Source organism: Emticicia fluvialis, from assembly GCF_024793945.1.
Classification (GTDB): Bacteria; Bacteroidota; Bacteroidia; order Cytophagales; family Spirosomataceae; genus Emticicia; species Emticicia fluvialis.
Map to the genome: position 1 here is coordinate 61,994 of NZ_JANUSD010000020.1, position 25,331 is coordinate 87,324.

Annotated in this window: 15 protein-coding genes; 2 read left to right on the forward strand and 13 right to left on the reverse strand. The window is 41.5% G+C overall.

Annotation, left to right across the window (positions count from 1 at the left end; all coding sequences use genetic code 11):
- Positions 1-56: 56 nt before the first annotated feature.
- The 10 genes from sov to NZ848_RS19635 form a co-directional block, all read right to left on the reverse strand.
- Entirely contained in the window at positions 57-7,310 is a 7,254-nt protein-coding gene (sov, locus tag NZ848_RS19590; RefSeq protein WP_259016941.1) for a T9SS outer membrane translocon Sov/SprA, read from the reverse strand.
- Positions 7,311-7,500: 190 nt separating this feature from the next.
- Positions 7,501-8,094 carry a Holliday junction branch migration protein RuvA gene (gene ruvA, locus NZ848_RS19595; RefSeq protein WP_253535066.1) on the reverse strand — a complete coding sequence of 198 codons (594 nt, stop codon included), beginning with the start codon at positions 8,092-8,094 and terminating at the stop codon, positions 7,501-7,503.
- Between the two features lie 105 nt (positions 8,095-8,199).
- Positions 8,200-8,745 carry a hypothetical protein gene (locus NZ848_RS19600; protein ID WP_259016942.1) on the reverse strand — a complete coding sequence of 182 codons (546 nt, stop codon included), beginning with the start codon at positions 8,743-8,745 and terminating at the stop codon, positions 8,200-8,202.
- 219 nt (positions 8,746-8,964) lie between these two features.
- Complete coding sequence (locus NZ848_RS19605; RefSeq protein ID WP_259016943.1) at positions 8,965-9,420, reverse strand: DUF3299 domain-containing protein; 456 nt, start codon at positions 9,418-9,420, stop codon at positions 8,965-8,967.
- Positions 9,421-9,523: 103 nt separating this feature from the next.
- A complete protein-coding gene (locus NZ848_RS19610) occupies positions 9,524-10,735 on the reverse strand; it encodes an ABC transporter permease (protein WP_259016944.1) in 1,212 nt (403 codons plus the stop codon).
- A 45-nt stretch (positions 10,736-10,780) separates the two neighbouring features.
- Positions 10,781-11,410, reverse strand: coding sequence for an ABC transporter ATP-binding protein (locus tag NZ848_RS19615; protein ID WP_259016945.1), 630 nt, complete (start codon positions 11,408-11,410; stop codon positions 10,781-10,783).
- Positions 11,411-11,625: 215 nt separating this feature from the next.
- Positions 11,626-14,010 carry an ABC transporter permease gene (locus tag NZ848_RS19620; RefSeq protein WP_259016946.1) on the reverse strand — a complete coding sequence of 795 codons (2,385 nt, stop codon included), beginning with the start codon at positions 14,008-14,010 and terminating at the stop codon, positions 11,626-11,628.
- 133 nt (positions 14,011-14,143) lie between these two features.
- A complete protein-coding gene (locus NZ848_RS19625) occupies positions 14,144-16,540 on the reverse strand; it encodes an ABC transporter permease (RefSeq protein ID WP_259016947.1) in 2,397 nt (798 codons plus the stop codon).
- Between the two features lie 268 nt (positions 16,541-16,808).
- A complete protein-coding gene (locus NZ848_RS19630; RefSeq protein ID WP_259016948.1) occupies positions 16,809-17,747 on the reverse strand; it encodes an NAD-dependent epimerase/dehydratase family protein in 939 nt (312 codons plus the stop codon).
- 66 nt (positions 17,748-17,813) lie between these two features.
- Positions 17,814-18,383, reverse strand: coding sequence for a Crp/Fnr family transcriptional regulator (locus NZ848_RS19635; protein WP_259016949.1), 570 nt, complete (start codon positions 18,381-18,383; stop codon positions 17,814-17,816).
- A gap of 134 nt (positions 18,384-18,517) precedes the next feature.
- On the opposite strand from NZ848_RS19635, the gene NZ848_RS19640 reads away from it, so the two are divergent.
- A complete protein-coding gene (locus tag NZ848_RS19640; protein ID WP_259016950.1) occupies positions 18,518-19,327 on the forward strand; it encodes a metallophosphoesterase family protein in 810 nt (269 codons plus the stop codon).
- Between the two features lie 85 nt (positions 19,328-19,412).
- On the opposite strand, the gene NZ848_RS19645 is transcribed toward NZ848_RS19640, so the two are convergent.
- The 3 genes from NZ848_RS19645 to NZ848_RS19655 form a co-directional block, all read right to left on the reverse strand.
- Entirely contained in the window at positions 19,413-20,198 is a 786-nt protein-coding gene (locus tag NZ848_RS19645; RefSeq protein WP_259016951.1) for a sialate O-acetylesterase, read from the reverse strand.
- On the reverse strand, positions 20,195-21,487 hold the full coding sequence (locus NZ848_RS19650) for a Na+/H+ antiporter (protein ID WP_259016952.1): 1,293 nt from the start codon (positions 21,485-21,487) through the stop codon (positions 20,195-20,197). The genes NZ848_RS19645 and NZ848_RS19650 overlap by 4 nt, the downstream gene beginning before the upstream one ends.
- Before the next feature lie 98 nt (positions 21,488-21,585).
- Positions 21,586-24,285: a carboxypeptidase-like regulatory domain-containing protein gene (locus NZ848_RS19655; RefSeq protein ID WP_259016953.1), complete on the reverse strand. Its 2,700-nt coding sequence runs from the start codon at positions 24,283-24,285 to the stop codon at positions 21,586-21,588.
- Between the two features lie 280 nt (positions 24,286-24,565).
- Here NZ848_RS19655 and NZ848_RS19660 point away from each other — a divergent pair, with 280 nt between their 5' ends.
- The gene (locus tag NZ848_RS19660; protein ID WP_259016954.1) at positions 24,566-25,108 is read left to right on the forward strand and encodes a hypothetical protein; all 543 of its coding nucleotides are present in this window, start codon (positions 24,566-24,568) and stop codon (positions 25,106-25,108) included.
- Positions 25,109-25,331 lie beyond the last annotated feature (223 nt).

Here is a 25,331-nt window from a genome sequence, read left to right on the forward strand (position 1 = left end):
AGAAAGGGTTACAGTTTTGAAACGGTAACCCTAATGTATGAATAAACTTCCGGTTTTTACTGGTCTGATAAATTAAATCTGAGGTTGATACCGCCAGTAGTGGTTCTTCGCGGATACGAGAAGTTGGTAACAAACGGGGTATTATTGGTGTGGTCAACATAGAAGTTCAGCAAAACGCGTTTATTTACCTGATAGGTAATTCTTGGCCCCCATTGCAGGTTATAGTTTCCTTGCGTTGGCTGGGGGTCTCCGTCCAAGCGGCGCTGAATCGCTTTTATGTCACGAATGGTGAATGCAAACTGGAAATTAAGGTCATTTTTCAGGGTAACAACTCTACCATCCCGGCCTCTCAAAGGTAGTTTTACTCCACTTTTCCTGAATCCCAGATTGAAGACCAGGTCTGAACTGCTATACTCAGCCACCTGCGAATTGGATAGATTCAATACTGCTCTGCGTTCGCGGTTCCAGTCAAACCTGCCTGATATCTTACTTTTGGTAGTAAACTGTACGCCGATGAAAGGCGCAAACTTTTCTTCTAATGAAATGGTGCTCATTATTAGTGCAGGCAAGTACAGATTACGCGCACCCACCATTACGTTTTCATTCACTATACTAGCCAGAGGGTAGCCTGCCAGTGCCCAGTCTATTTTTTGCGCATCATATAACAAAGACGAAGTAAAATTGCCTACGTTGTAGCTGGCAGTATAGCTATGGCTGATAGCAATAGAACTGAAAACATTTTTGAAAGGCTCAAGATTTGCCAATCCGGTATAGTCAATGCGCCAGTTTGGCATAGGCATTGTGAGCTTTTTATCAGAGAATGGGAACCTCTTCAGGTTTAGTGTTTTGGCATCTTTACCGCTATAGGCAGCAATAAATGCCGGTATAAGCACATCCTGAGAGTTTTCTGCATAGGCGCCTGCTTCACCATTGCCGCTTCCTGCCTGCATGGTATTTAAACGGTTAATGATAATCTCGCGGTTGGTTTTCATGTTTTCAAAAACCTGATACCTGTAATTATTGCCCACTTCCATTTTTTCAAAGAAAGTATTAAATGCCCAGAAAGACATACCGAAGTTTCCGGTTCTGATAGGGCTCTTTCTTTCATATTGTTGGCTTGTTGCATTGAAAACGTAATATTCCTGATAGCTATCTCCGCGGCTGAAATTGCCACTTATCTGCATTCTGAAATCCTTGAATGGCTCAATCGTTGTCCGGTAGCTGAATCTGCGTTGCAGAGACTGCGTGTAGGGTTGAGTAATGAGGTCAGTTTTTGATAACCACCCTTTCTCATTGGCCTGATTAATAAAGGCCCGGTTACGGTACTGATTACCCAGTACAAATCCCATGCTCTCTGAGGTAAGGTATGAGCCGTCTAAACCAAAGAATTTGGGCTCAGGCATAAAGCCGGGCAGAATGGTTGTTTCAATAACGGAGTAGTCGTAGTCTATACCACGTACTGCCATCAGCAGGCGCGTAAACGACTTGGCTACATTGCTTGGCGCTACTTCCAGGTTTTCGTCATCACCCGGGGTGCGGGTAAATCTTTTTCTTTCCTGATTTGGCGAATTGGCAAAACGCAGGTATTTAACCTTGTTATAAAGTTTTACGAAATCTATTTTTCCTCTTATTCCGGTTTCTCTTCCGTTTCTGATTGTATTGCCAAATGCCTTTCCGTTGGCATCTGCCAGGTTCAGCGCCATAGCTTGGTAATTAAAATTATTATTGTATTTAAAATCACCTGTTACCCAGTCCAGCAGGAAGAACTTATCAAGAGGCAGCCTGTAAGTAAAGCGCATCTCCTGATTAAAGTTTTTGGCTCGTCCGGGTTTTACAATATTGCTTAATAATTTACTCTCATTGTCGCCGTATGGTTCATCAATAACGGCGTTCATAGTTGCGGTGTAAGTAAAGAGGATGCTCCTTGACAAATTCCACTGTAAATCATACTGGCGGTTCAGCAGGAAATACTTCTCAAAATAAGGTACCACACCATTGGTGGTTAAGTCAGAGTTTCTGAGTTGGGTTCTGGCAAAACTTCTGTCAAAGTCTGTTCTGAAAGCCATTACCGTTGGCACAGGAGACAAGTTGAAGTCTTTCAGCCAATACAAAAATGGGCGTTCCATTTTCTTGTTGTTTTTGAATGGCTCCCACTTTATCTCTTTTGGCTGATACTGATAAGTTAAGCCACCTCTGTTTTGGGTAAGGCTGTAATCATCAATCAGAATATTGCTCCGGTTTACATTGTTTTGCGCATAGGTAAATGAAAAGTTTTCAATATCATAGATATGGGCTTTGGCATCTTCTTTTGTTTTTACCTTTCTTACATTCGAGAAATTGAAACCTTTACGGGTGCTGTTATCAATTACCATACGCCTGTAGGCTTCTCGCCGCGCTGCGTCTGTTATGTTGTTCAGGGCGTTTTCAAGTGGCATATCAGGGTCTAGCGGATTAAAATGAGGCGTAATGGTCTGTTTGTCGAAATTGACAAAAAACGGAATTCTAAGTCCCCACTTTTCAGGAAAAAACTTATCCATTTCAACATTTGAAGCAATACCTATTCCTTTTCCGGTTTCTCTGGCTCTTTCAGAGATGCGGTCCTGCACACCACCAAAACCAAAGGTTTTTAGGTTTGCATTTACCGAAAGCGTGGCAATATCAGCCAGTTTAATATTGGCCGACATAATTGCGGCATCGCCGGATGTCTGGTCAAAGCCATAAGCACGTAATTCGTTGGCCCAAATAGTATAGGTTTTCAATTGCTCAGTACCGGTGGATGCGTTACGCAAACCAATCATTATGCTTAACACTGCGCTTAAATCCGGATTCCCCAGAACGGTAATTTTGTAAGTATTGCCATCTGTGCCGTTTTCACTGGTGCCGGTGGTTGTACCAGAGTAGGGTTTGTTGATATTGACAGCATTGCGGTTGCGTTCACCTTTCAGCGCCACCAGGTCTTGCAGGGCTACGTCAATAAAGTTTTCTGAAGGCCAGATCACATTTTCGTCAATAGAGCCATTCGGGGTTAGTTTTAGCTGAGGAATCTCGATTTCGTAATAGTGCTGCGACAAATCTGTTCCGATTCTGATAAACGCGCCACCCACTTTATTCTGGTCGTTGGCTTCATTCTCTGCATGAATAAACATTCTTAATCTTTTATAATTAAGCATGTCAACACGGGTATTGCGGAACACGCCTCTGGAATCGCCATTGCGCAGGTCTGTTACAGCCAGAGACATCGATTGTTCGTTGAATTTTACATTAAACTGCTGTTGGGTAATATCCTGGTCGCGTATGAATCCCGGAGGAACCTTATAGGGTGTTTTCCCTTCTTTTATATTACAGTTTTGTCCGTCTTCGCCACAGCCGTTTTCTTCAATATTTACTACACCCATTTTAAACCTGGCATCGTATAGCTGCGGGGTTTCGGTAAGGCTTTTGTCATATACACGATACTGATTAGACTCTAGCTGAAGGGACGCAAAACGAAGCACCACCGGTTGCTCAAAGTCGGTGAGCATCATACGCATAAAGCGGATTGACTTAAAACCGTTAATGTCGCCAACTTTATTGGTAAATTGCTTAACAGGTACCCGAAAAAGGTACCACTTGGCTTCTGAGCCGTTTGGCGCGTTTACGCTTACCTGGTCAACAATATAGCTGTTCCCTACACTTAATCTGCCGGGTGTAAGATTAATTTCGTATTCGTAGTAGTTTTCAATGTCATTGATTGTATTGTCGCCGTTGATATCTTCTTTGTCTGGCGTTACAGAGTTGGCCAGCGTTGGGCTGGTGGCCGAATTGGTATTGCTTGGCGGCGAATTGTTTTCAATACCCAGATAGTTTTTAAAACGCTCTATTAAAGACTGGCTGGCTGTGAATTCAGGGTCGGTAAAGAACTTGAAGTCATCTGCCGACGGGTCTTTTTCTATTTTTTCTCTGGCCGTTGGGCTTAATTTATCCAGAAATGTTTTGATATGGTCAAAAGTTCTTTCCTGAGCATTGCTTAAGCCATCCAGACCCACATCCTGTTTTTCGCGCGAACCGGGCTGGTTGTCGAAGGCATCGGTCATAAACTGCACATTTGGAGCAAAGCCCCATTTGGTTTGAACCGGCCTGGATGAATTGCTTACTGATTCGTTAGCCGGGAAACCGTTTTCAAAGCTATTTCGGCCGTCTGGTATTAAATCTTCTGAGATGTCGCCCAGATGAAATTTCAGTTTTCCTCCGGTTGTGTTTATTTTGTTTCCGTTAGGAGAACCATCTTTAACAATATCCTTGAATGGGTCCAGCATCCAGAAGGTAAGGTATTCTGTATTGGCGTTGTCAAAATCATTATCAGCGGTTATACCCCTCATCACCGAACCAAAGTTCTGCTTCGGGTTGGCCAGATAACCATCGGTGGTCAGATTCGGATTATAGTTATACATGCCTCTTTCTGCCGGAAAATAAGAAACATCAAGCAGGTTTACAGGTACCGACTGGCTGAAAGTAGGTATTGACCGCCCCGGGAAAATCTCTAGCGGATTATACGCTTTTTCGTATAGGTTCTTGCCGGCTGCCTCCTGCACCTGTGGGGGTAGGGTACCTTCTGCCGCAAAACCGTTATCAATATAGGTAGTCTGGTCTATTGTGTAGACAGATATTTTTGCTCTTTTATAGTTATACTCATAGCCAGAGTGGCTTCCCTGTAAACTCTCCGGTACGGTGCCGGGTCTCCAACGGGTAGGCTGGCGGGTAAGGTCATTGATGTTTCTGGTAGCTTCAAAATCATCAATCATGGCATTGCCATTCGTTCTTTTATTATTAACAGCCGGAAACAACTTGGCATACTCGGCCGCAAACTGAATAGCCGACATTTCCTTGGTCTGAATCAGCGGCAGGGCATCCAGCCATCTGGTCAGAAACCGGGCATCTTTTCTATAATTGATATCAAGGCCAACTATGGTGTTGTTAACCGGCTCTTGCCCAATGGCGGTACGGGTCATAAATGCCGGCGTACTTTCGCGGAGGGTCATGGCTGTGGCGCCTATTCTGATGTCTTTGCTCAGGTTGTAGTCAAGCCTGGTACCCACCATCATTCTGATTTGCGTATTGAACATGTCTGGCCTCTCATAGTCAATTTTAATCTGGCGCGACGAGTTAAGTACACTTTGATTCAGAAATCTGATTCGGCCCAATTGTGGTTCAATCATGTAGTCAATACCATCCTGCAATTGTATACCCCCTGCAAAAATCCGGACAGATTGCGGTGAAGCGCCCAATGGGAGTGGCACCTCTGCCGAATTACTTGCCTGCAGGCTACCGCGTATAAAAAACTTATTTTTGGTGGTTACCTGCTGCGCATCGGCAAGGGTAGTGCGGTATAATTCGCTAAATACGTATTTGTCTTTTAGTGCCTGTTCGCTTGCATCAAATTTGGCATCCAGTGTTGCACCGAATGGCTCAAGAACCGGAAAAATCAACCTGCCTGTTTTGGCATCAATGGTAACGTCTTCAATGAAGTCAAAATTCCCATCTCCACCAGGCTGCGGGTCATTATTCGGGTTAAGGTTGTCCATGTTCATTACCCTAACCAGCGGTACATCTTTCAGATTCCTTCCTTCCTGCAAATTGGGGTTGTCTATGCCTGTCTTGTCGTCTTTATAAATAATTCTAAGCTGAAAACCCAACTTACCAACACCGGGCACGCCTAATGAGTAGATGTTTTTCATCATCAGATCCCACATGGGGTCGCTGGTGCGATTCCGTATGGTAGACGACTTAATGAGTTTCAGCATAATGGCTTCATTCTCAGGTCGAATGGCATAGTCTTCTGTCAGCTCACCCACTTTGTAGGTATTGCCGTTGTAGGTGTATTCGTACGCAACAGCAAGAATTTCATCATTACGGAGCGGTGTTACTAACGAAATATAGCCCAACTCGGCATTAAACTTAAAGTCACGTTCTGTCAGGCGTTTGGCACCTCTTAAAACTTCATAATCAGTTCCTTTTTTAAGGTTTAATGATGCCAGGGCATCACCGGAGCCTGAATCATCTATCTTACGGAATACAGGATTATCAACCAGGCTGTTATAAAGTGGGTTGCCCTGGTTTTTTACAGGCTCATAACTATTATTGCCAGATTTTGTATCACCCAGGCTTGTAAAACCAATCAGGTTTCGCATCGATTCAACCGTATTGGTGCGGTTGGTAACGTAAACTTCAATACGGGTAACCCTTACGCCCGAAAGCACCAAAGGCAGGTTGCGCAAGGCTCTTTCATAGTTGCTTCTGAAAAACTGCGCAAGAAAAAAGTGCCGGTTTTCTTCGTAGCTATCGGCTCTTATTTCAAAAGAGCGGTTTTGTGCACCGCCGTTCAGGATGATTGACTCGGTTTTTGAACGCTGCTGTGCTACCACGGCCGTTAAATCTAATTTGCCGAATGTAAAGGCTGTTTTCACCCCGAACAGGTTCTGAACCCCGGGTATTAACTGGCTTTTAACAGGCATGCTTATATTGCCGGCTTCTACTTTCTGAATAATATCTTCCGGTCCGTTTTTAAAGTTCAGCTTTAGTTGATTTTCGAAGTTAAAAGCCGCTTTGGTGTCGAGGTTGGTAAGCATACCCAGTTTTTCACCTATCTGGCCATTAAAGTTGATATTAATCTGCTCGTCGAAATTGAAGCGCGTTTGCCTGCGCTGAATGATTGGGAGCAAAGGATTATCAATAAACTGATGAATAACTTTGAAGTCGAGCGTTACGAAACCGTTTGGCTTTAGCTGCTCAATCATGCTGCTGCCGAAAATGCGGTCTACCAGGTTGCCTTTTTGCAGCAGAGGTCTCAGGCCACGGTCAGTGGTGGCGCTTTTACCGTCCTGCAGGTTTTCATATTCGCGAAGTATACTTTTTCTAACATAAGCATTCTGCAGACTTGAATACTCATTGAACGATAATGCCTGTGGTATTTTATAATCAAGGTTTTTTCCGGCTTTTTCAGTAATTGAAATTTCTTTTGAGTTGGGAGAAATACTGAAATCGTTACGTATATTGCCGGGGTCTTTCAGATAAAACGGCGATTGCGGCGTACTTTGAGAGTACCTGTTCAGGTATCTGTCCTGCCATCTGTAAGCCGGTTGGCGGCCCGTACGTACAATAACGGTATCAATCGCCGGGGCAACCAGCGAATCCGTTCGGGAATTATCAGTTTTTGTTGTGGTATTTCTTCTCCTGCCTCCTATTTGAGCCTCCGCATCTTCACTTATCAATCCAAAGCTGACAACAAAAAAATAAAAGAATATATAATTTTTTCCAAATGGCTGTCCGAGCATAAATTTTGGGGAGTATCAATAGGTATTTTGAATTTAACGACTAAAAACTTACCTGTAGTCTGTTATAAATCAGAAAAAATTGCGCGTTTGTTTATTCTTATTCACAGATGTTCAGACCTGTTAAATTCTATCATAGCAAAAATGGATATTTTTCATTAAAAAAACCTTTGCCGCCAGTTTGCGTCTGGTATTATCTCAGCGCCAGTTTAATCAGTTGTTCTAATGTCAGGTCGTTACCTTCTTTTTTCAGAATGGCATCAATGCTTTTTTCAGCTGCGGCTCTTTGAAACCCTAACGTAACCAATGCCGTAAGGGCTTCGCTGCGCAAAGCAGCATTGGCAGGCGCAAATATATTTGCTGTGGTGCCGCCCAGCAACGACTCTTTTTTAAGTTTGTCTTTCAGTTCAATAATGGCTCTTTGGGCGGTTTTCAGGCCAATGCCTTTTATGCTTTGAATGGTGCGTACATCTTCTGAAACAATGGCATGTTTAATTTCACCCGACGAAAGCGATGAAAGCATAATTATGGCTGTACCCGGCCCTATTCCAGACACACTGATGAGGTCTTCAAACAGTTCTTTCTCGGCGTTGTCGTAAAAGCCATAGAGTGTATGTGCATCTTCTCTTATTATCAGCAGGGTATGCAGTTTGCATCTTTCACCTGTATTGTGCAACGCTGCGTAGGTCTGAAGCGAAATTTTTACATGATAACCTACACCTGCCACATCAATAATTACAAAGGTAGGGTCTTTGAAAGCCAGTTTACCGTCTAGATAAGCAATCATAATATTCTACAGCACAAAGTAGCCTGTAAGCGTGGTTTAATAATCAGTAACACGTATTAAAATGTAAAGAAATAAAAAATAAGGCACTTTAACACCTTTTCTGGTCTATTTTACCATATTAACACGCAAACCGGCACTAATTTGCCCGTTCAGAAAAAATGGCGATGGCAGTGCTTCTACATAAACACCGGCATCAATGAAGAACGCCAGCCCAGGGCTGGGTAGTTTAAACTCGGCTCCGGCTGTTCCTGTTGGCCCTAATGATATTTTGCTGACCGATTTTACACTTTCAAACCGCCAGGCATCCGGAAAATGCCTTCTGCTGTTTATTTGCCCGCCAAAGCCATAATAAACATGGCCCCAGTCTTTACCAAACAAGGGTTGATGAAACAGGTATATACCTTGTACCATGAAACCTGCGGTTTTGTATTCTCCGTTATTATACCGGCGATTATTATTATACACTAGTCCGTAAGTGCCAACGTTTACATCAAAGGCTCTCGCTCCGTCCTGAAAGTACTTTCTGATATTAGCTCCCAGTGGCTCTCCTAAACGGAAACCTACAGCCCAGTTGTTATCATATTGCGCCTGAACAAGGTTTACTGATGACAGAATAATGGCAGGAATGAGGAGGAATAGTGTTTTTTTCATAAGTGAGAATTTAAGTGTTTAATAGCTCTTTTGAACAAGACAACCGAAACTGATTTTACCCTGCTAAAAAAGCTATGTGTTTGCGTCTGGTACTATCTGATGCTTCATTAACGTACAACGCACACACAAAATTTTGCATCTGTTTTTAGAATTTGTTTTTCAATAAAAAATGCGCCAGATAGCTGAATCAGGCGCATTTGAAAAATATTGATTCATAACTTACTGAATCAAATCAGCATTAGCCATGATGTAGTTTAACTCATTAATATCATCGGCATTCAGTTTCAAAGTACCTTTTACTGTTATTCTGTCGTCGGTATTAAATCTTTTGGTGGTTTTTTTGAATTTAACCTGCACCACAGATTCAGGACCTGCCTGGCCGCAGAAAAAACAAGAGCTGTAAGGGTTGGCAGAAAGCACATACATGTTGGCATCAACATCAACAGGTATCATATATCCTGTTAGCACTACTTCTTTTCCCTGCAAGCCGGCTACTTTCTGGCCAAAAGTAGGGTAGAGCACAAACATTGATTCTTCTGCACTCCATTTCTTTTTAAAAGTTACGTCTCTCAGGGTTTCCCAGGTAATTTTTGTAGGCTCTTCTGCCACAAAACCAAATGAAACCGCGCCTAAAAAGAAAAGGTTGATGATGAAGTACTTCGATAGATTTTTCATTTTATTGTCATACCCTTTGATAAACAAAGGACATTTAGTTTATAGATGTTGTCCTGATTAAAGGAGCTAAGACAGAAATTATTGTATAAAATTAAAATATAATTTATTCTTCAGCAAGTGTTCGTGAAATATTCAGTCTGTAAATATTGACAGACGGCAGGGCCGCTGCCAGAATGCCAATTGCTAAAGCACCAATAAACAGGTATATTTCGCCGGTTTGAAGGCCAATCTGGCTAACGTCAAAATGGAATTTCTTGCTGATACTATTTGATATTAATAATACACCTGCTCTGCTAAAAACCACACCTGCTGCAAAACCAAACAGGGCTAGCAGTACGCCTTCCAGCAATAACATCAGAAACAATCGTGTACGGCTGGCACCCATTGAAAGCATCAGCGCCATTTCGTATTTGCGTTCTTTTAAAGAGTTGTAAAGCGAAACAAAAACGCTGATACCCGATATAAGCATAATAACGGCCGCCAAAATCTGTAATCCATCCATGCCAATGCCCAGGAGCTCAAACAAACGGTTTACCTCAATAGCTGGCAGGGCGGCCTGAAGTTTAGAGTTCTGGTTAATGTTACGCGGCAAGGTCATAAGCCCCATAGGCGAACGGAACTTGATAAGCGCACTGGTAATTTCTTTTTTGCTCATGTCTGCCTCACCTTCTTCATGTGCCTCGCCCTCTGCATGCGCTTCTTCGTGGTCATGGATGTTCCAGACACTGCTCAGGCTGGTAAGTACAACGTTATCAATAACAGAGTTATTAAATTCAAGAATACCCACAACTTTATATTTCTTGTCGCCGTGTTGTTCTCCTTCAGCGTCAAGCCCATGAGAGCTTATAAAGGTATCACCGGGTTTTAATCCGGTATTAGCAGCTACCTGAGCGCCTAAAACCACATCAAGGTCTTTTTTGAAGATTGCACCTGTGGCAAAGTTTGCTTTAAAATGCTCAAGATATTTTTTGTTGGTGCCTACAATCCGGTACCCACGGTAGTTGTCACCCATTGATAATGGTATCATTTCTTTTACCAGGGGGTTCTGTGCAATTTCCTGCACATCGCTCATATAAACATTTCCGGTTGGGTTATCTATCTGGTAAACGCTAGACAGAATCAGTTGCAAAGGGCTGCCTTTAGCGCCTATAACCATATCAATGCCACTTATGTTTTTGGCAAATTTATCCTGTAATTGTTTGCCGAGCAGCAATAGCAGTGAGATTATGGCTATGCCCAGGGTCATGAGTAGTACGCACAAAAAACTGTTCAGTTTTTTATCGAGTATATTTTTCCAGCTTATTTTGAGTAGCATCGTTTATTGTTTAGTAAAGGGTATTGGATATAGGCCTTAATTGGCTCAGCTCAATATAATTTTGTTATTAAACTTATCTTTCAGGCGTTGGTCATGCGTTACAATTACCAAAGAGGCACCAATGTTTTTTGATTGGTTTTCAAGCAGGTTAATTACCTTTTCGCAGTTCTCGTCATCCAGGTTAGAGGTGGGTTCATCTGCCAGTATCACCTCAGGGCTGTTCATTAAAGCACGTGCAATGCTTACCCGTTGCTGCTCGCCACCGCTCAGCAGTGTTGTTTTTTTATCGAGCAACTCATAAAAGCCCAGGCTTTTGGCTAGTTTTTCAGCCTGCTCTCTGGCCAGCGCTTTATCTGCCAGATAATTAGCCAGCAAGAGATTATCAAGCACGGTGAGCGAACTCACAAAATGAGATTTCTGATAAATAATACCCAGGTGTCTTGCCCGCATTTTTGCCGCTTCTTTTGGGTTTAGAGTGGCAAATTCCTGAATGTCAATTTGAATAGACCCACTTTTGGGGGTTAGCAAAAGTGCCAGCAGGTGTAGCAGCGTAGTTTTGCCGGTGCCTGAATTACCCAGTATAAGCAGGGTGTCGGCCGAGGCACATGAAAAAGACGGAAAACTGAATTGCTTTTGTTGATTATAAGCAAATGTAAGGTTGCGGCAAGTTAGCATTAAAGTTTTTTGTTCAAAGATACATATTTGCAACTATATTGCACAAATGTTCAGGTATCTGTTCATGAAAATTTAATCCAAAACTACATAGCACATTGGAATGTGAAAAGCCTTAAGGTGTTTTTTGGAGAAATATTTTAAAACAACAAAAAAAAGCGAGAAGGCCATCTTCTAACCTTCTCGCTTTCATATACCCTTTTAGGGCTAGGGGGGCGTTAATCTGTCTTCAAAGTTTTTACCGGGTTCATTAAAGCTGCCTTTATGGCCTGATAACTCACTGTCAATAAAGTTATCAATACTGCACCCAAAGCAGTTATCGCAAATACCCACCACGAAATATCAGTCTTAACGGAAAATTTGCCAATCCATTGGTTCATAAAATAGTAGGCAACAGGAGACGCTATTACTATTGAAATAACTACCAGCATTACAAAGTCTTTTGAAAGCAATTGCCAAAGTCCGAAAACGGTGGCTCCGAGTACTTTTCGTACACCTATTTCTTTGGTTCTTTGTTCTGCCATAAAAGATGCCAGGCCAAAAAGACCCAGACAGCTGATAAGTATTGCCAGAATAGCAAACGAAGTAGCAATTTTACCTACTCTTTCTTCATCGGCAAATTTTTTATTGAAGTCTTCATCCGCAAATCTGTATTCAAAAGGTTCAGTCGGATTAAATTTCTTAAAAGTTGCCTCCAGTTTTTCAACTGCTGCCGATGCACTTACAGAGGTGTTTATTCTGGCTAAAACAATGCTTTCGGCAGTGTTGCTAAGAAAATATACAATAGGGTTGGCGGCTTCGTAAGGAGAGTTTACCACCATGTCGGGTACTACGCCAATTACGGTTGCAGGCCGGCCAAACCATTTCAGTACTTCGCCTACCGGCTTTGTAAAGCCCATAAATCTGGCGGCCGCTTCATTGATGATTACTGCTGATGAATCTGAGGCGAAATCTTTTGAGAAATTCCGTCCTTCTTTAAATTTCCAACCAATAACTTGTGCATAATTGTATGATATTCCGGTTATTGGCAGGTCGGTGGTCATGGCCGGGTCTTTTCCACGCCATTCGATACCGCCTGTTGTACCCCAGAAAGCCGTAGTCGGATTGCTGGCTTCTGCTATTTCAGTTACCGCACCTGATTGAATCAACTCTCTTCTGATAGCCTCCTGGTGTTTATGAAATTCCGGGGTTGAAACACTGATGGATATCAGCCCGTTGGCATTGTAACCTATTGGTCGGTTTTTGGCATATTGTATTTGTTTAAACACAATGATGGTTCCTATTACGAGTGTAACCGATACCGCAAATTGTACTACCACCAGCACCTTACGCGGCACAGCCGCAAAACGCCCTGCTTTAAATGTGCCTTTCAGAACTTTTATAGGTTGAAACGAAGAAAGATAAAGAGCAGGATAGCTACCAGAAATAAGCCCGATAAGGAGGCAGAAAGCGATTCCTGTAAGCCAGAAAATAATATTGCCAAACGGAATGGTCAGATGCTTGGAAGCAATGTCATTAAAAAAAGCTAAACTAAGCTGAACCAAAAGCAAAGAAATGATAAATGCCATGCCCACTACTACAATTGACTCGCTCAGAAACTGGCCAATCAGCTGCGATCTTAAAGACCCGATTGCCTTGCGGATTCCCACTTCTTTGGCCCGTTTTTCGCTGCGCGCTGTGCTCAGGTTCATAAAATTTATACAAGCCAGTATCAGTACAAAAATACTGATGATACCAATAAGTCTTACATATTCAATTTTTCCGCCTGTATTTACGCCGTCTTTGTATTCAGAATACAGGTGCCAGCGGCTCATCGGCAACAAAAATAATTCGGGCTTTTTTCTGGCCAGATACTCATTTACCTTATTGAGCTTAGCATTTTTTATTTTGAACGATACCTTCTCAACATCAGCCTTATCAGTAAGTTGTGCGTAAATCTGAAAAGCATTTGGCCGCCAGGGGTCATCTTCTTTTTTTATCCAATCGGTATTGTTGAAGTACAAAGCCCAAGGCGCAACAAATGCCATGTCATGAAAAGTTGTGTTTTCTGGCAGGTCTTCGTAAACTCCGGTAACTTTTACGTCTAGTTCATTATTGATTTTTATGATTTTGTTCAGAGGGTCTTCATTGCCAAAAAATACGCTGCTTAAAGATGCTGATAATATAACAGAACCCGGTTCTTTCAAGCCTTCGCTGCTGCCTTTTATCATTTTAAGGGTTAGCATATCTGCAAACTGCGGTTCAGCAAAAATGCCCTGCTTGCTTATTTTATTGTTACCCAGTGTGAGCAGATGTGAACCCACGCCCGTTGTTAAAGCCACCGATTTAAAATCGCTTCCGTAGCTTTTACGTAGCTCTTCAGCCAAAGGATATGGCACATAAGGTTGTGTGGTTTTTTTACCATTGTTGGTGAGGTTTTGCATTATCTGCATAACGCTGTTCTGGTTTTTATGGTAGGTATCAAAAGATACTTCGTCAAAAACCCATAGCCCAATTAAAATGGCCACGGCCATACCCGTTGCCAGACCGAAAATATTAATAAATGAATAACCCTTGTGTTTAAGGATATTTCTAAACGCTATTTTGAAATAATTAAGTATCATCAGACTCTTAGCCCCTAACGGGTGACTTGCCTTTGTGGAGTATTACCTTTTTGAAAACAAGATAAGCTCCGGATTAATAGATTTAACACTAATGTACAGCTTACTATAGGTTGCCCGGAAGGTTTAGAAGCATTTACTCTGCCTTCAATGATTTTACCGGATTCTTCAATGCTGCTTTAATAGATTGATACCCAACCGTAGCGATTGATATTACAAAAATTAGCAGACCAATACAAGCATAAAACCACCATTGAATTGTAATGTGATATGCGAAGTCCTGTAACCATTTATCCATAAAGTAATAGGATAGAGGTATAGCGCAAATAAATGCAATACCCACCAGTTTCAGAAAATCGGTAGAAAGCAGCACCGTAATGCCTGCTACCGATGCCCCTAATACTTTTCGGATACCAATTTCTTTGGTGCGCTGCTCGGCAGCAAAGGCTGCCAGGCCAAAAAGTCCGAGACATGATACCACAACAGCTACAATGGCAAAAGCGTTAAAAAGGGTTGCAGTGCGCTGTTCGGTCTTATAAAGGTTGTTGTAGGTTTCATTAAGAAATTTGTATTCTAATGGGCGGTTAGGGATAAACTCAGACCAGATTTTTTCTGAAGCGCGGATAGCCTGCTGCTCTTTGCCTTTGGTTGGTTTCACAAAAACGCTGCCTCGCCAGTTAGTGCTGTTAAAAACCACCAGCGGTTCTATTTTTTCGTGTATGCTTTTGTAATGAAAGTCTTTTACTACCCCAATAATTACCCCTTTACGGCCATGCAGATTAAAACGCTTACCAACCGGATTTTTAATTTTAAACTTTCTGATGGCTGCTTCATTCAGCACTACATTATCGTTGTCGGCAGTGTTGTTTTGTTCAAACCACCGGCCATCTGCCATTTTGAGGGCAAACAGTTTCTGAAAATCATATTCAGCTGAAAACAGCGCTACTGTCGGCTCAAAGTCGGCAGGGCGGCCATCCCAGTCAAGGCTTCCGCTATGGGTACTTTTTATTTCAACAATGTTCTGGCTGGCTAAAGTTACCCCTTCCACGCTGGCTTCAGCGAGTAATCTGCTTTTTACGCTTTGAATATCAATCTTTTCACGGATGTTCCATGGAATTGTAAACTCAAAGATATTGGCTTTTTCGTAGCCTAATTTCATGTTTCTGATAAACTCAATCTGCTGAAAAACAACCAATGTGGCAATAAGGAAAACAGAAGAAACTACAAACTGAACTACAACCATGGTTTTTCTGAAAGAACTGTTATTTGATTGAAGTACATTAATACCTTTCAGGGCTCTGATAGGCTGAAATGAAGAAAGAAGAATAGACGGGTAAACACCTGTTAATAAAATAGCCATGGTGGTGGTTCCTGCCAAAACCTGCCAGATGGTAATGTTGGTCAGGTCTATTATGAATTTTTTATCGGCCAGATTATTAAATATAGGAAGTAGGCCATAAATTAACCCCAAGGCGGCTGCCAGTGCAACCAGGCACATCAGAATTGATTCTACCATAAACTGAACGAGTACCTGACGGTAGCCGGCCCCTATAATCTTTTTAACGCTTACTTCTTTGGCTCTCAGGCTGGCACGCGCCGTGGCCAGGTTGACGTAATTGATACAGGCAGTAAGCAGAATAATAAATGCCAGCACCAGAAAAACATAGGTTGTTTTGGCATTGCCCTGAGGTGCACCGGTGAATCTACCTATACCGTCTGTATGAATAGCCGCAAGCGGTTCGGCTTCCAATACAATATCCTTGTTTATTTCGCCGGTTTTAACATCCCGGCGTGCATATTGAATAACACGGGTAACTTTCTGATCAATTTTTGATGCATCGGCACCGGGTTTAAGTAATACAAAAGTTTCATAATTAAAGTTATTCCAGTTGTTTTCGTTTTCAAACGTATTAGGGTTTGACAAATGAGCTGCCATTGGCAGAATAAAGTCATACTGAAAACTGGAGTTGGTAGGGTTATCTTTAAAGACTGCCCTCACCATATAATCAAGCGTATCAATTCTGATGATTTTTCCGCTTGCTTTTGTTGAACCGAAAATTTGCATTGCTTTAGATTCGGTCATGATAATACTTCTTGGATTCTGCCCAAATTCGTTCAGATTCCCATCCACCAGTTTATAGTCAAACATCTCAAACCAGTTTTCGTCTACACAGGCCACCTTTTTTTCAATTGAGGCCCAGTTGCCTGTTTTCATAGATGCTCCGTTCCAGAATGCTCCGGTTACTCTTGTTACTGATTCAATTTCAGGCAATTGTTTCACCTGTGCTGCCAGTGGCAGCGGGGTAGTAGCCCAGTGCCAGGTGTCTTCTTTATTTACCTTGTTATGGGTGATTATCTGTCTGATCCTATCTGCTTTTTCATGATAGGTATCAAAACTCAGTTCGTTCTGCACCCATAACAACATCAATACGGCTACGGCCATACCAACAGCCAGCCCACCAATGTTAATGAATGACGACACCTTGTTTTTTAACAGGTTTCTGATTGCGAGTTTAAGGTAATTGCTTATCATAAATTAATGTTGCAGAAGAATGGGTGAAAGTAAACATTTACAGGGTAAACGCATTACCGGTCAAATAACCTGTAAGGCATTTAAAAATTAAGCAACATTAATGATTATCTCAAATGATATGCCAATATGGAAATCTACCTTAAACGCGCTCAAATATTAGATTTATTGCGTTTTAGTGTCCGATATCGTACAGTTGGTTTGTCCGAAAGCGTACAAAAAAAACAGCCATTTTCATGGCTGCCTTGAAGTTATTGCAAAGCATTAAAAATCAAAATACCGGTTTTTGTCTCAATATTTCCAGGGTTTCCTTTACACCATCATGATAACTCGTCGGCTTTACTTTGAAGTACTTTTCAAACTTGCTGCTATCGAAAAAATAGTCTCTGTCGAATTGATAACGCATTTCATACATCTCTTTCATAAAACGTACAAAAAGGCCCGTCACCCAAACCACCCATGCAGGTATTAACTGGTATCTGGCGCTTTTGCCCATTTCACGGGCAAACAACTCAATCCATTCTTCTCCTGTCAGGCTGTGTTTATCAGTCGGTAAATTCCATATCTGGTTATAGGCTTCAGCAGTGTTGCCCAGCAGGGCAGTAGCTTTGGCGGCATCGGGCACATATATAAAAGAGTGCTTTACTTTGGCATTGAACATCCATTGTGCTTTTTTGCCGGCAATCAGGTTTTTATATATCAGTTCAACAGGCATACTTCTGTCTTTTACGGCTCCGTAAAAATCTGGTGCACGGGCTATAATGGCTTTCAGGTTTCGGTTTTCAATGGCATTCAATATCATTTTATTGAGCTGCATGCGCATTTCGCCTTTTTTACTGGTAGGGCTGAACGGAGAATTTTCAGTGATGTGCTTTACGTTATTGCCGCCTATCATATATACACTATCAAAAAACACAAGCCTGGCGTTGTTTTCAATGCAGGCATCAATCACGTTTGTCATCAGGGCTATCCAATACTTTTTCCATACTTTCAGGTTGTATTCAAACCCAACGGTAAGATATACAATTTCAGACCCCTTAATGGCTTTGAAAACCTCTTCTTTTACAGTAAGGTCGGCAGAGAGAATGGTGTCCGTATCGTTTATTTTCTTCGGATTACGGCTTACCAGACGAATATCATTTGTATAGTTTTTGAGTGCTTTGGCGAGTTCGGTACCTATGGCACCGCTGGCTCCTAAAATAGTTTGCATAAGGCGTTTTGTTTGATTTGATAATGCAAATTTGAGTAACAAAAGCCTTGTTGGTCTTGACAAAAATCAAGAAATGGTTTTACGCCTGATACGGCTGAAAGTTTCGGGGGTCATGCCCAGCATAGAGGCAAGGTATTGTAACGGAACCTGATTAAATAATTCTTTATTTTGCTCGAAGAAAAACTGATAACGTTCTTCGGCAGACATGGAAAGATGCCGGAAGATGCGGTCTTCTAACATAATAAAGCAACGGGCTATGAAGAGTTTTTCAAGCAGGTGCCATTTCGGAATCCGCGAGCCAAGACGGCTGTAATCTTCTTTGCTGATGGTAAATAGCTCGGTGTCTGTAAGGGCCTGGATAGTCCAGCGGGCTGGTTTCTCAAAAACAAAGCTGGCAAGGTCTGTTGTGAAATATCCTGCGGTAGAGATCCACTGGGTAACCTCTCTGTCATCGGTTGTGGCATAAATCCTTATCAGGCCAGACCTGACAAAACTCATTTTTTCACAATAACGGCCAGTTTTTAGATAAAAGTCTCCTTTTTTTAGAGTTTGCGGTTTAAATAACGAACTAATGTGCAGTAGGTCTTCTTCTTCTACTCCAAAATAAGAATTAATGTATCTTTCTAACTCTGTCATAACCTGTGTCTGGCTTGCGTGTAACTAGGCTTGGTATACGAACCATTTTTTACTGATTCTTAATACGGCCACTCAAATTAAGAATAATATTTTATGTAGTTTTGAAAAATCTAAAACTTAACACCTATTTGCTCATGGAACGCCGCGATTTTATTAAAAACATTTCTCTGGCAACACTCTTATTGGCCGATGGCAGCATCTTACCGGCACTGGGTGCTGATGCCTTTGCAAAAAAGCCGAAATTAAGATTTGCAGTGGCATCAGACGGCCACTACGGACAAGCCAAGACCGACTTTGAACAGTATTTTGCTACTGCCGTAAACCAGATTAATGCACAACATAAAAAATCAAAACTTGATTTTTGCGTTTTTAACGGCGACGTTATTCATGATAATCCTGATTTTTTGCCTGCTTCAAAAAAAGCGCTTGACGGCCTGCAAATGCCTTATTATGTAACCCAGGGAAACCATGACCGCGTTGAACCGCAGATTTGGGAAAATACCTGGAAAATGGCGCTCGATTATGATTTTACATCCAAAAACAATGCTTTTTTGCTGGGTACTACTTCTAACGTGAAAGGTCAGTACCTTTGCCCGAATGTGAGCTGGTTCAGAAACAAACTGGAAGAGCATAAAGACAAAAAGAATGTTTTTATTTTTGTACATATAACGCCGGTAAAATGGACAGACAATGGCAAAGACTGTGTGGAGTTTCAGGAATTGCTTAAACAGTATAAAAATGTAAGAGCGGTTTTTAACGGGCATGACCACGACCAGGAAGGGGTAAAGTTAAAAGATGGCATACCTTATATGTTTGACTCGCACATCGGAGGCAGTTGGGGTACGTCTTATCGTGGATTCAGAATTGTTGAGCTAAACAAAAATAATGACATCCTTACTTATCTTCTCAATCCTGTTGATATAATTAATCTGGACAATTTCTGAAATTGAATATCCTTATTTTAAAAAAGCAGGGAGACGGAGAATCCAGAAGAGTATTGTCTCCCTGCTTTTTTTAATGGTTAAATAACTACTTTTTCAATTTCAGATAAGCCTCGGCGTATCTTTGGCCCATCTGGCGCTGGCCATCTGAGTTGAAATGCACAAAGTCTCCTTTATGGGTCAGGTCGGCGGTACTGATTAATGCTGTATGCGGGTCTGATGCCACGTATTTTTTCATAATATCATTAATGGCACTCCAGTTTTCAGGTGTTTTAGAATAAGAACCCAGTTCGCCTAAAATTATGGGTAGTTTATCATTGCCAGCATAAGACCTGAAAATACCAAATAGTTTCCGGAGGTTTTGTTCATAAACCGGTATTCGCTTGGCAGTGGCGTCACTTTCTCCCTGATGCCAGATAATGCCTTTAACTATGCCTTTTGTTTTGGCAAATGCCATTTTTTCTTTGAAATTGGTCAACAAACGAACTTTTCTTTGAACCGAATCGCCAAGCCACTGGCCTATATAGCTACCCCCAACAGCTGTGGGTATTAATAAAATTGTTACCTTTTTGTTAATGTTCTTTTGCAGAGTTTTGGCAAAAGATAGTCCACAGTCAAGCCCTTTCATGTTTGGTTCATAAAAATGAATAGGTTCTTTGGCTTTTATAATATTATTGTCTTTATCAATTGTTAGTATTTTTTCGTCAGTGAGGGTATCCTGGGCTTCAACTGCCCCTCTGCCGGCCATGTTAGATTGCCCGGCCATCAGAAAAACCCAGGTTTCTGTTTTCTGTTGGCCTTTTGTATTGTTTTTAGTTGAGTGGCAGGCAATAAGCCCGGCTAGCATGAGTAGGGTACAAATAAATAATTTCATAGTGTCAGGTTGTCGGTTTTATGTTGGGTTTTATTTAAAATTTTCACCAGCAGCGGCAGAGTCAGCCCCTGCACAATAAGCGTAATAAGTACAACTACAATTGATATAAATATAACTGCATCTCTTTGCATAAAAGGGCTGCCATCCTGCAGAACAAACGGCAGCGAAAGCGCCGATGCCAGTGAGACTATTCCGCGCATACCAGCCCAGCCTATAATTAATGAATTTCTCCAGTCAATTTGTTCATCTCCATATAGCCTGGTTCTGAAACCCATCAAATTCTGCGTGCGTTTATCAATGGCTTTTTTTAAGTTATTACTATGCCCGAAAATCCAGGCAATGCGCAGCACAAGCATAATGAAGGCAATCAGAAAACTGTAGCCTATGTAAGGCATAATATCGGTGTGATTGATACTCTTAATAACATGCGGAAACTCAAGGCCAATAAGGATGAAAATCAGTCCATTGAGCAAAAATATGATTACGTCCCAGAAAGCCTTGTTTTGCTTTTTTGTTTCAACTGAAACCAGCCTGCCTGAATGCACTGCCAATGTTATACCCAGTGTTACCGCAGAAAGCACACCAGATACATGAAATTCTTCGGCAAGCAAATAAGCAATAAACGGAGATAACAAAATGGCGCTGATGGCTATGAGATTATTTTGATATACCCGCAGAAGAAAGAAGGCGAGTATGCGGCCAATGCAAATACCAACAAATATGCCCCCCAATGCTACCCAGATAAACTGCAACTGGGCTTTCCAGAGTACAAAGCTGGTGCCTGTAATGGCAGCCACTGCAAAGCGGAAAGCAATAAGCCCCGAGGCATCATTTACCAGGCTTTCGCCTTCAAGTATAGTAATTGTTCTGTGAGACAAACCTAAGCCTTTGGTTACGTTGGTTGCCGCTACTGCATCCGGCGGCGACAAAATGGCCCCAAGTGCAAACGCCACCGGCCATGCAATACCGGGTATGAGATAATGTGCAATGACAGCTATGGCTGTTGTGGTTAAAAAAACAAGCGGAATAGCCAGCGTGCTTACGGTTGAGAGGTTTTTGCGAAGGTCTTTATAGGATATATTAAAGGCGGCGTCGAACAGTAAAGGAGGTAGAAATATCAGGAATATGATTTCGGGGTTAATAACTACGGTTGGCACACCGGGCAAAAAACCAATGCCTATGCCGGCAGTTACAAGTAGAATTGGGTACGAAACTTTTATGCGGGTAGCCACAGCTGATAAAACTATCATGATACCCAGAATAAACAAAACAATGCTATAGTTTTCCATTTCATTCAGTTTGCGTAGAAAGGGGCAAAGAAGAATAAAATTCGGTAAAAACAAAAATTATCTGTATAAATGATGGCGCAGGTTAAGCTATTTTTAATTTACTTTTTGGTTGTTATCACAATTACGCCATTGCCGCCCCTGGCACCGAAAATAGATGCGCTGCTATATTTCATGGCTCCGAGACTCTGGATATCGCGCACATTAATAGAATTTAATAGCGTGTTTATACGCTCAGGGTTGTCTACCAGATTACCATCCAATAACAAAGCCGCGGGTTGAAAAGCGCTTTTAAAAGACATGGCACTCGAAAAAGCTGCCGTGTAGGTGGCGGTGTTCGGGTCATATTTAACTATCATGCCGGGTATCCTTTTCAATAAATCAAAAATGGTAAGGCTCATATCCTGCTCTAGTATCTTTACATTGAAATCGTTGGCAAGGCTACCATACCCGGTGGCTTTTTCTTCTTCAATAGTTGTTTTCTTAAACAAAATACCATTGCCTGCCAGTTTATTAACTATTTCAGGATTGACAGTTTGTACATTTGGCGCAGGCTTAGTGCTTATTATGTCAGCGGCATCAAAATCAATTCTATTAACATTGGGTAAGTCCGGACTGAAATCATCGGGCAAACTGCCTGATAAACCTCTGTAAGCCCAAAAATCACGAATTTCAGTGTTATTATCATTCGTTATGGTGCCATCTGCCGTAAATTCAAGATAGAAATTCTGTAAAATAATTTGTGACCGTTTATAAGGGTAATCAATAAATGTAAGCCTTAGCGGCTCGTTTCTGTGTGTAAGAAACACCAGAAGCGGATAATCTGAGTGCAGATAAAAGCGATTGGCGGTGGCGTCAAACTTGCACAATTCGTTGGCGGTGCAGGATACCAACGAGCTGTCGGCCACTTCAGACTTAACCGTAACATAGGTATCGTAGATGTCCTGAATTTTAAGCATTTTAAAAACTGCAAAACCATTTTCTTTCAGCTTGTTTTGACTTAACGATACAAAGAAATACTTTAGCGATTCCTGATAAACCTTTAATTGGTTTTTTTCCCAGCTTACCCTCTGTTTATCATCTTTTGGTGCTAGTTTTTCAAAATATTTATCTCCGGTTATCTGGTTTTCTTTACCGTTATTTTCAAAGCGAGTCAGTTGATAAGTTATTTTATAACCAAGCGCATTGTTTTGTATAATAAGTGGTCTGGTTGCCCGGGCTGTCAGTTTTTTTGGCTCTTCCTGAGCAAAGTTTACCACTTCCGGATTCAATATCTCGCAGTTTTCAGTAAACAACGTTGGGGCCATATCCATGCCGGGGTCGCCGAGTAGAGCCTTCTCAAAAGTTTTCCAGTTTCTTTGAAAATCTCTGTTTTTCTCGTTGGCAACAGAAAAATTATCAGGTTTAAGGTTGATATTCAATAGCCTGGTATGGTCGCCGGCGTTGAATGATTCTTTTGCCAATAGAAATCCGGGGCTTGTAACCAGCAATTCTAATACCTGGATTGTGGCCGGAACCCTCAGCGTGAATTTCCCTTCCGCATTGGTTTTTGTACCGGTACTGGTATGATTCATAAATACATCGGCATTGGCAACTGCCAAGCCTCCCGGTGCAGTTACTTTGCCACTAACAAACCAGAATTTCCGGTCATTTTCGGCAAAAAGGTTGGCTAATAAATCGGGCGAGGCATCCTGTGGCACAACCACTTCATCTTCGTAATCATCAGGCAGTAAATTTGAGAAACCTTCGTTGCCCCAATGGTCGGTTACAACCATACTATTGGGTTTTGTAATCCATCCATTGGCGGTAAATTCAATCGAGTCAAGGGGCAAAGAAATCTGCGAATATTTGTAGGGATAATCTCTGAATACCGGTACTGTATTAAAGTTATCCAGCAGAAAAACCAGCAACGGTTTTTTGGAATGCAGAATATACCGCCTTGAAAGACTGTCATAACTGCATAGGCTATCGGCAGTGGTTTTATAAAGGTTACCTTCTTTCAGTTCGTTTGCCACGCTTGTTCTGCTGTATAATCCTTCTCTGATTTTGTTCTCCTGAAAAACCTCAAATCCATTAACCGATAATTTGTTTTTTGCCAGCGACACCAGAAAATTTCTTAAAGAGTTGTTATAGGCACGGCTTCTTAGTTTCTTCCACCGGTTTGCCTGTTTATCATCTTTGGGTTTCAGGTGTTCAAAGAATTTGTCTCCGGCAAAATAAGTCAGCTTCCCGTTAGATATAAACGTTTCCATCTGAAACATAATCTTATATCCCAGTCCTTTATTTACAATAAAAATTGGCTCGCTGGCGGTAGCAATTACGTTTTTGTCTTTGTCGTATTCAAGTCTTACTGCCTCCTGATTCTGTATCTCGCAGTCGTTGGTGAATTGAGAATCACCCAGTACACCGTCTTTAAAAATCTTCCACTTTTTCTTCCAGTCGCGGTCTCTTTTGGCGGTTACTTTTACTTCATTCAGCACAGTAGACCCCTCGAGCAAAAATATGACACCCCGTACCAGTTCATTTGGCTGCAATACTTTTTTTAATGTATTATACCCAATAAATGAAACCACAACTTCTATTTTCTGAATAGACTTTGGTATTTTCAGTACAAAACTGCCATCGGCTTTTGTGGTAGTACCTATAGAGGTATTGTTTACATATACATTCACAAATTCTATCGGGGTTTTGTCCATTTCCAGCACTTTACCTTTCAGCGTCCGTGTGTTTTCCTGCGCCAGGGTTAAAGTAAGGCAGGTTAACTGTAGCAAAATACACAAGAGGGTGAAACGCTGTTTCATAAATTTACAGATTCTGATAAGCTGGTATCAATCAGCCCTTTTTTTTAAGGTTTTATTCAAATGTACTAATTTTTTGTAAGCGCACTTCCAAACTGCAAATGATTTATTTTGCAGTTTGGTCAGTACGAATTTGAGAGGAATGAATTAGGTTTTATAAAAATAAATCAAAAATATCTTTGAATTGTAATAGATTATTTCTAAATTAAAACCAGAGTTTTGTAGTGATACAGTTAAGCTAGTTTTCTATAACGGAGTTTTTTCACTCTTTAAATTATCTACCATGAAAACGAATTTATTATCGCTCATGCTGATTTCAGCACTTGCTTATGCCTGCCAGACAGCCAATTCTTCATCCAACAGTTTTCAGGACACCGAGAACGAAAAAAAAGAAATAATGGCTGTAATTGAATCTGAAACCGATTGTTTTTTTAAGCGCGACTACAACTGCTGGCAAGAAAAATTTGCTCATTCAGACTATGCCTATCAGGCCTGGAGCAATGCCGACGGTACTTTTGATGCCAGCGTAGGTTGGGAGAATATCAATAAAAACCTGGGAAAATCTATAAAGGAGAATCCAAAAGAGAAAGAAGAGGCTGGCCACAGCCACCCGATTGTGAAACGAAAAAACGTACGTGTTAAGTTTTATGGTAACAATGCGGCACATCTTACCTGGGACCAATACAATAACGACCGCAACAAACAATACTACCTGCAAAGCAAGGAGGTACGCCTGATGGAAAAGATTGACGGACAATGGAAAATTGTAAATGTTTCTGCCTTCTGGAATTACAAAAACAAAATTCCATTGGCGCAAGTAAGGTAGTTGAATGGTGAAAAGTGGCTGTCCAAAAAGGGGCAGCTTCTTTTTTTGGTTTAGATCGAAAGGATTCGGGTTTTACTAAGCGGCGTAGCGATATTTTACTTGGTAAGATTCAAAAAGTACATAAATAGTCCTATTTTGAGCGGTAGATACTGAATTTTGTTGGTTTTCTTGTTCAGACAGGCGTTTTGCTGCCCACTTTCTCAGATTATGCCCGATAGCCATC

Excerpts from the sequence above, each read along its gene's own strand:
- sov (WP_259016941.1), bottom strand. The coding sequence starts at position 7,310 with ATGCTCGGACAGCCATTTGGAAAAAATTATATATTCTTTTATTTTTTT.
- ruvA (WP_253535066.1), bottom strand. The coding sequence starts at position 8,094 with ATGATTGCTTATCTAGACGGTAAACTGGCTTTCAAAGACCCTACCTTT.
- NZ848_RS19600 (WP_259016942.1), bottom strand. The coding sequence starts at position 8,745 with ATGAAAAAAACACTATTCCTCCTCATTCCTGCCATTATTCTGTCATCA.
- NZ848_RS19605 (WP_259016943.1), bottom strand. The coding sequence starts at position 9,420 with ATGAAAAATCTATCGAAGTACTTCATCATCAACCTTTTCTTTTTAGGC.
- NZ848_RS19610 (WP_259016944.1), bottom strand. The coding sequence starts at position 10,735 with ATGCTACTCAAAATAAGCTGGAAAAATATACTCGATAAAAAACTGAAC.
- NZ848_RS19615 (WP_259016945.1), bottom strand. The coding sequence starts at position 11,410 with ATGCTAACTTGCCGCAACCTTACATTTGCTTATAATCAACAAAAGCAA.
- NZ848_RS19620 (WP_259016946.1), bottom strand. The coding sequence starts at position 14,010 with ATGATACTTAATTATTTCAAAATAGCGTTTAGAAATATCCTTAAACAC.
- NZ848_RS19625 (WP_259016947.1), bottom strand. The coding sequence starts at position 16,540 with ATGATAAGCAATTACCTTAAACTCGCAATCAGAAACCTGTTAAAAAAC.
- NZ848_RS19630 (WP_259016948.1), bottom strand. The coding sequence starts at position 17,747 with ATGCAAACTATTTTAGGAGCCAGCGGTGCCATAGGTACCGAACTCGCC.
- NZ848_RS19635 (WP_259016949.1), bottom strand. The coding sequence starts at position 18,383 with ATGACAGAGTTAGAAAGATACATTAATTCTTATTTTGGAGTAGAAGAA.
- NZ848_RS19640 (WP_259016950.1), top strand. The coding sequence starts at position 18,518 with ATGGAACGCCGCGATTTTATTAAAAACATTTCTCTGGCAACACTCTTA.
- NZ848_RS19645 (WP_259016951.1), bottom strand. The coding sequence starts at position 20,198 with ATGAAATTATTTATTTGTACCCTACTCATGCTAGCCGGGCTTATTGCC.
- NZ848_RS19650 (WP_259016952.1), bottom strand. The coding sequence starts at position 21,487 with ATGGAAAACTATAGCATTGTTTTGTTTATTCTGGGTATCATGATAGTT.
- NZ848_RS19655 (WP_259016953.1), bottom strand. The coding sequence starts at position 24,285 with ATGAAACAGCGTTTCACCCTCTTGTGTATTTTGCTACAGTTAACCTGC.
- NZ848_RS19660 (WP_259016954.1), top strand. The coding sequence starts at position 24,566 with ATGAAAACGAATTTATTATCGCTCATGCTGATTTCAGCACTTGCTTAT.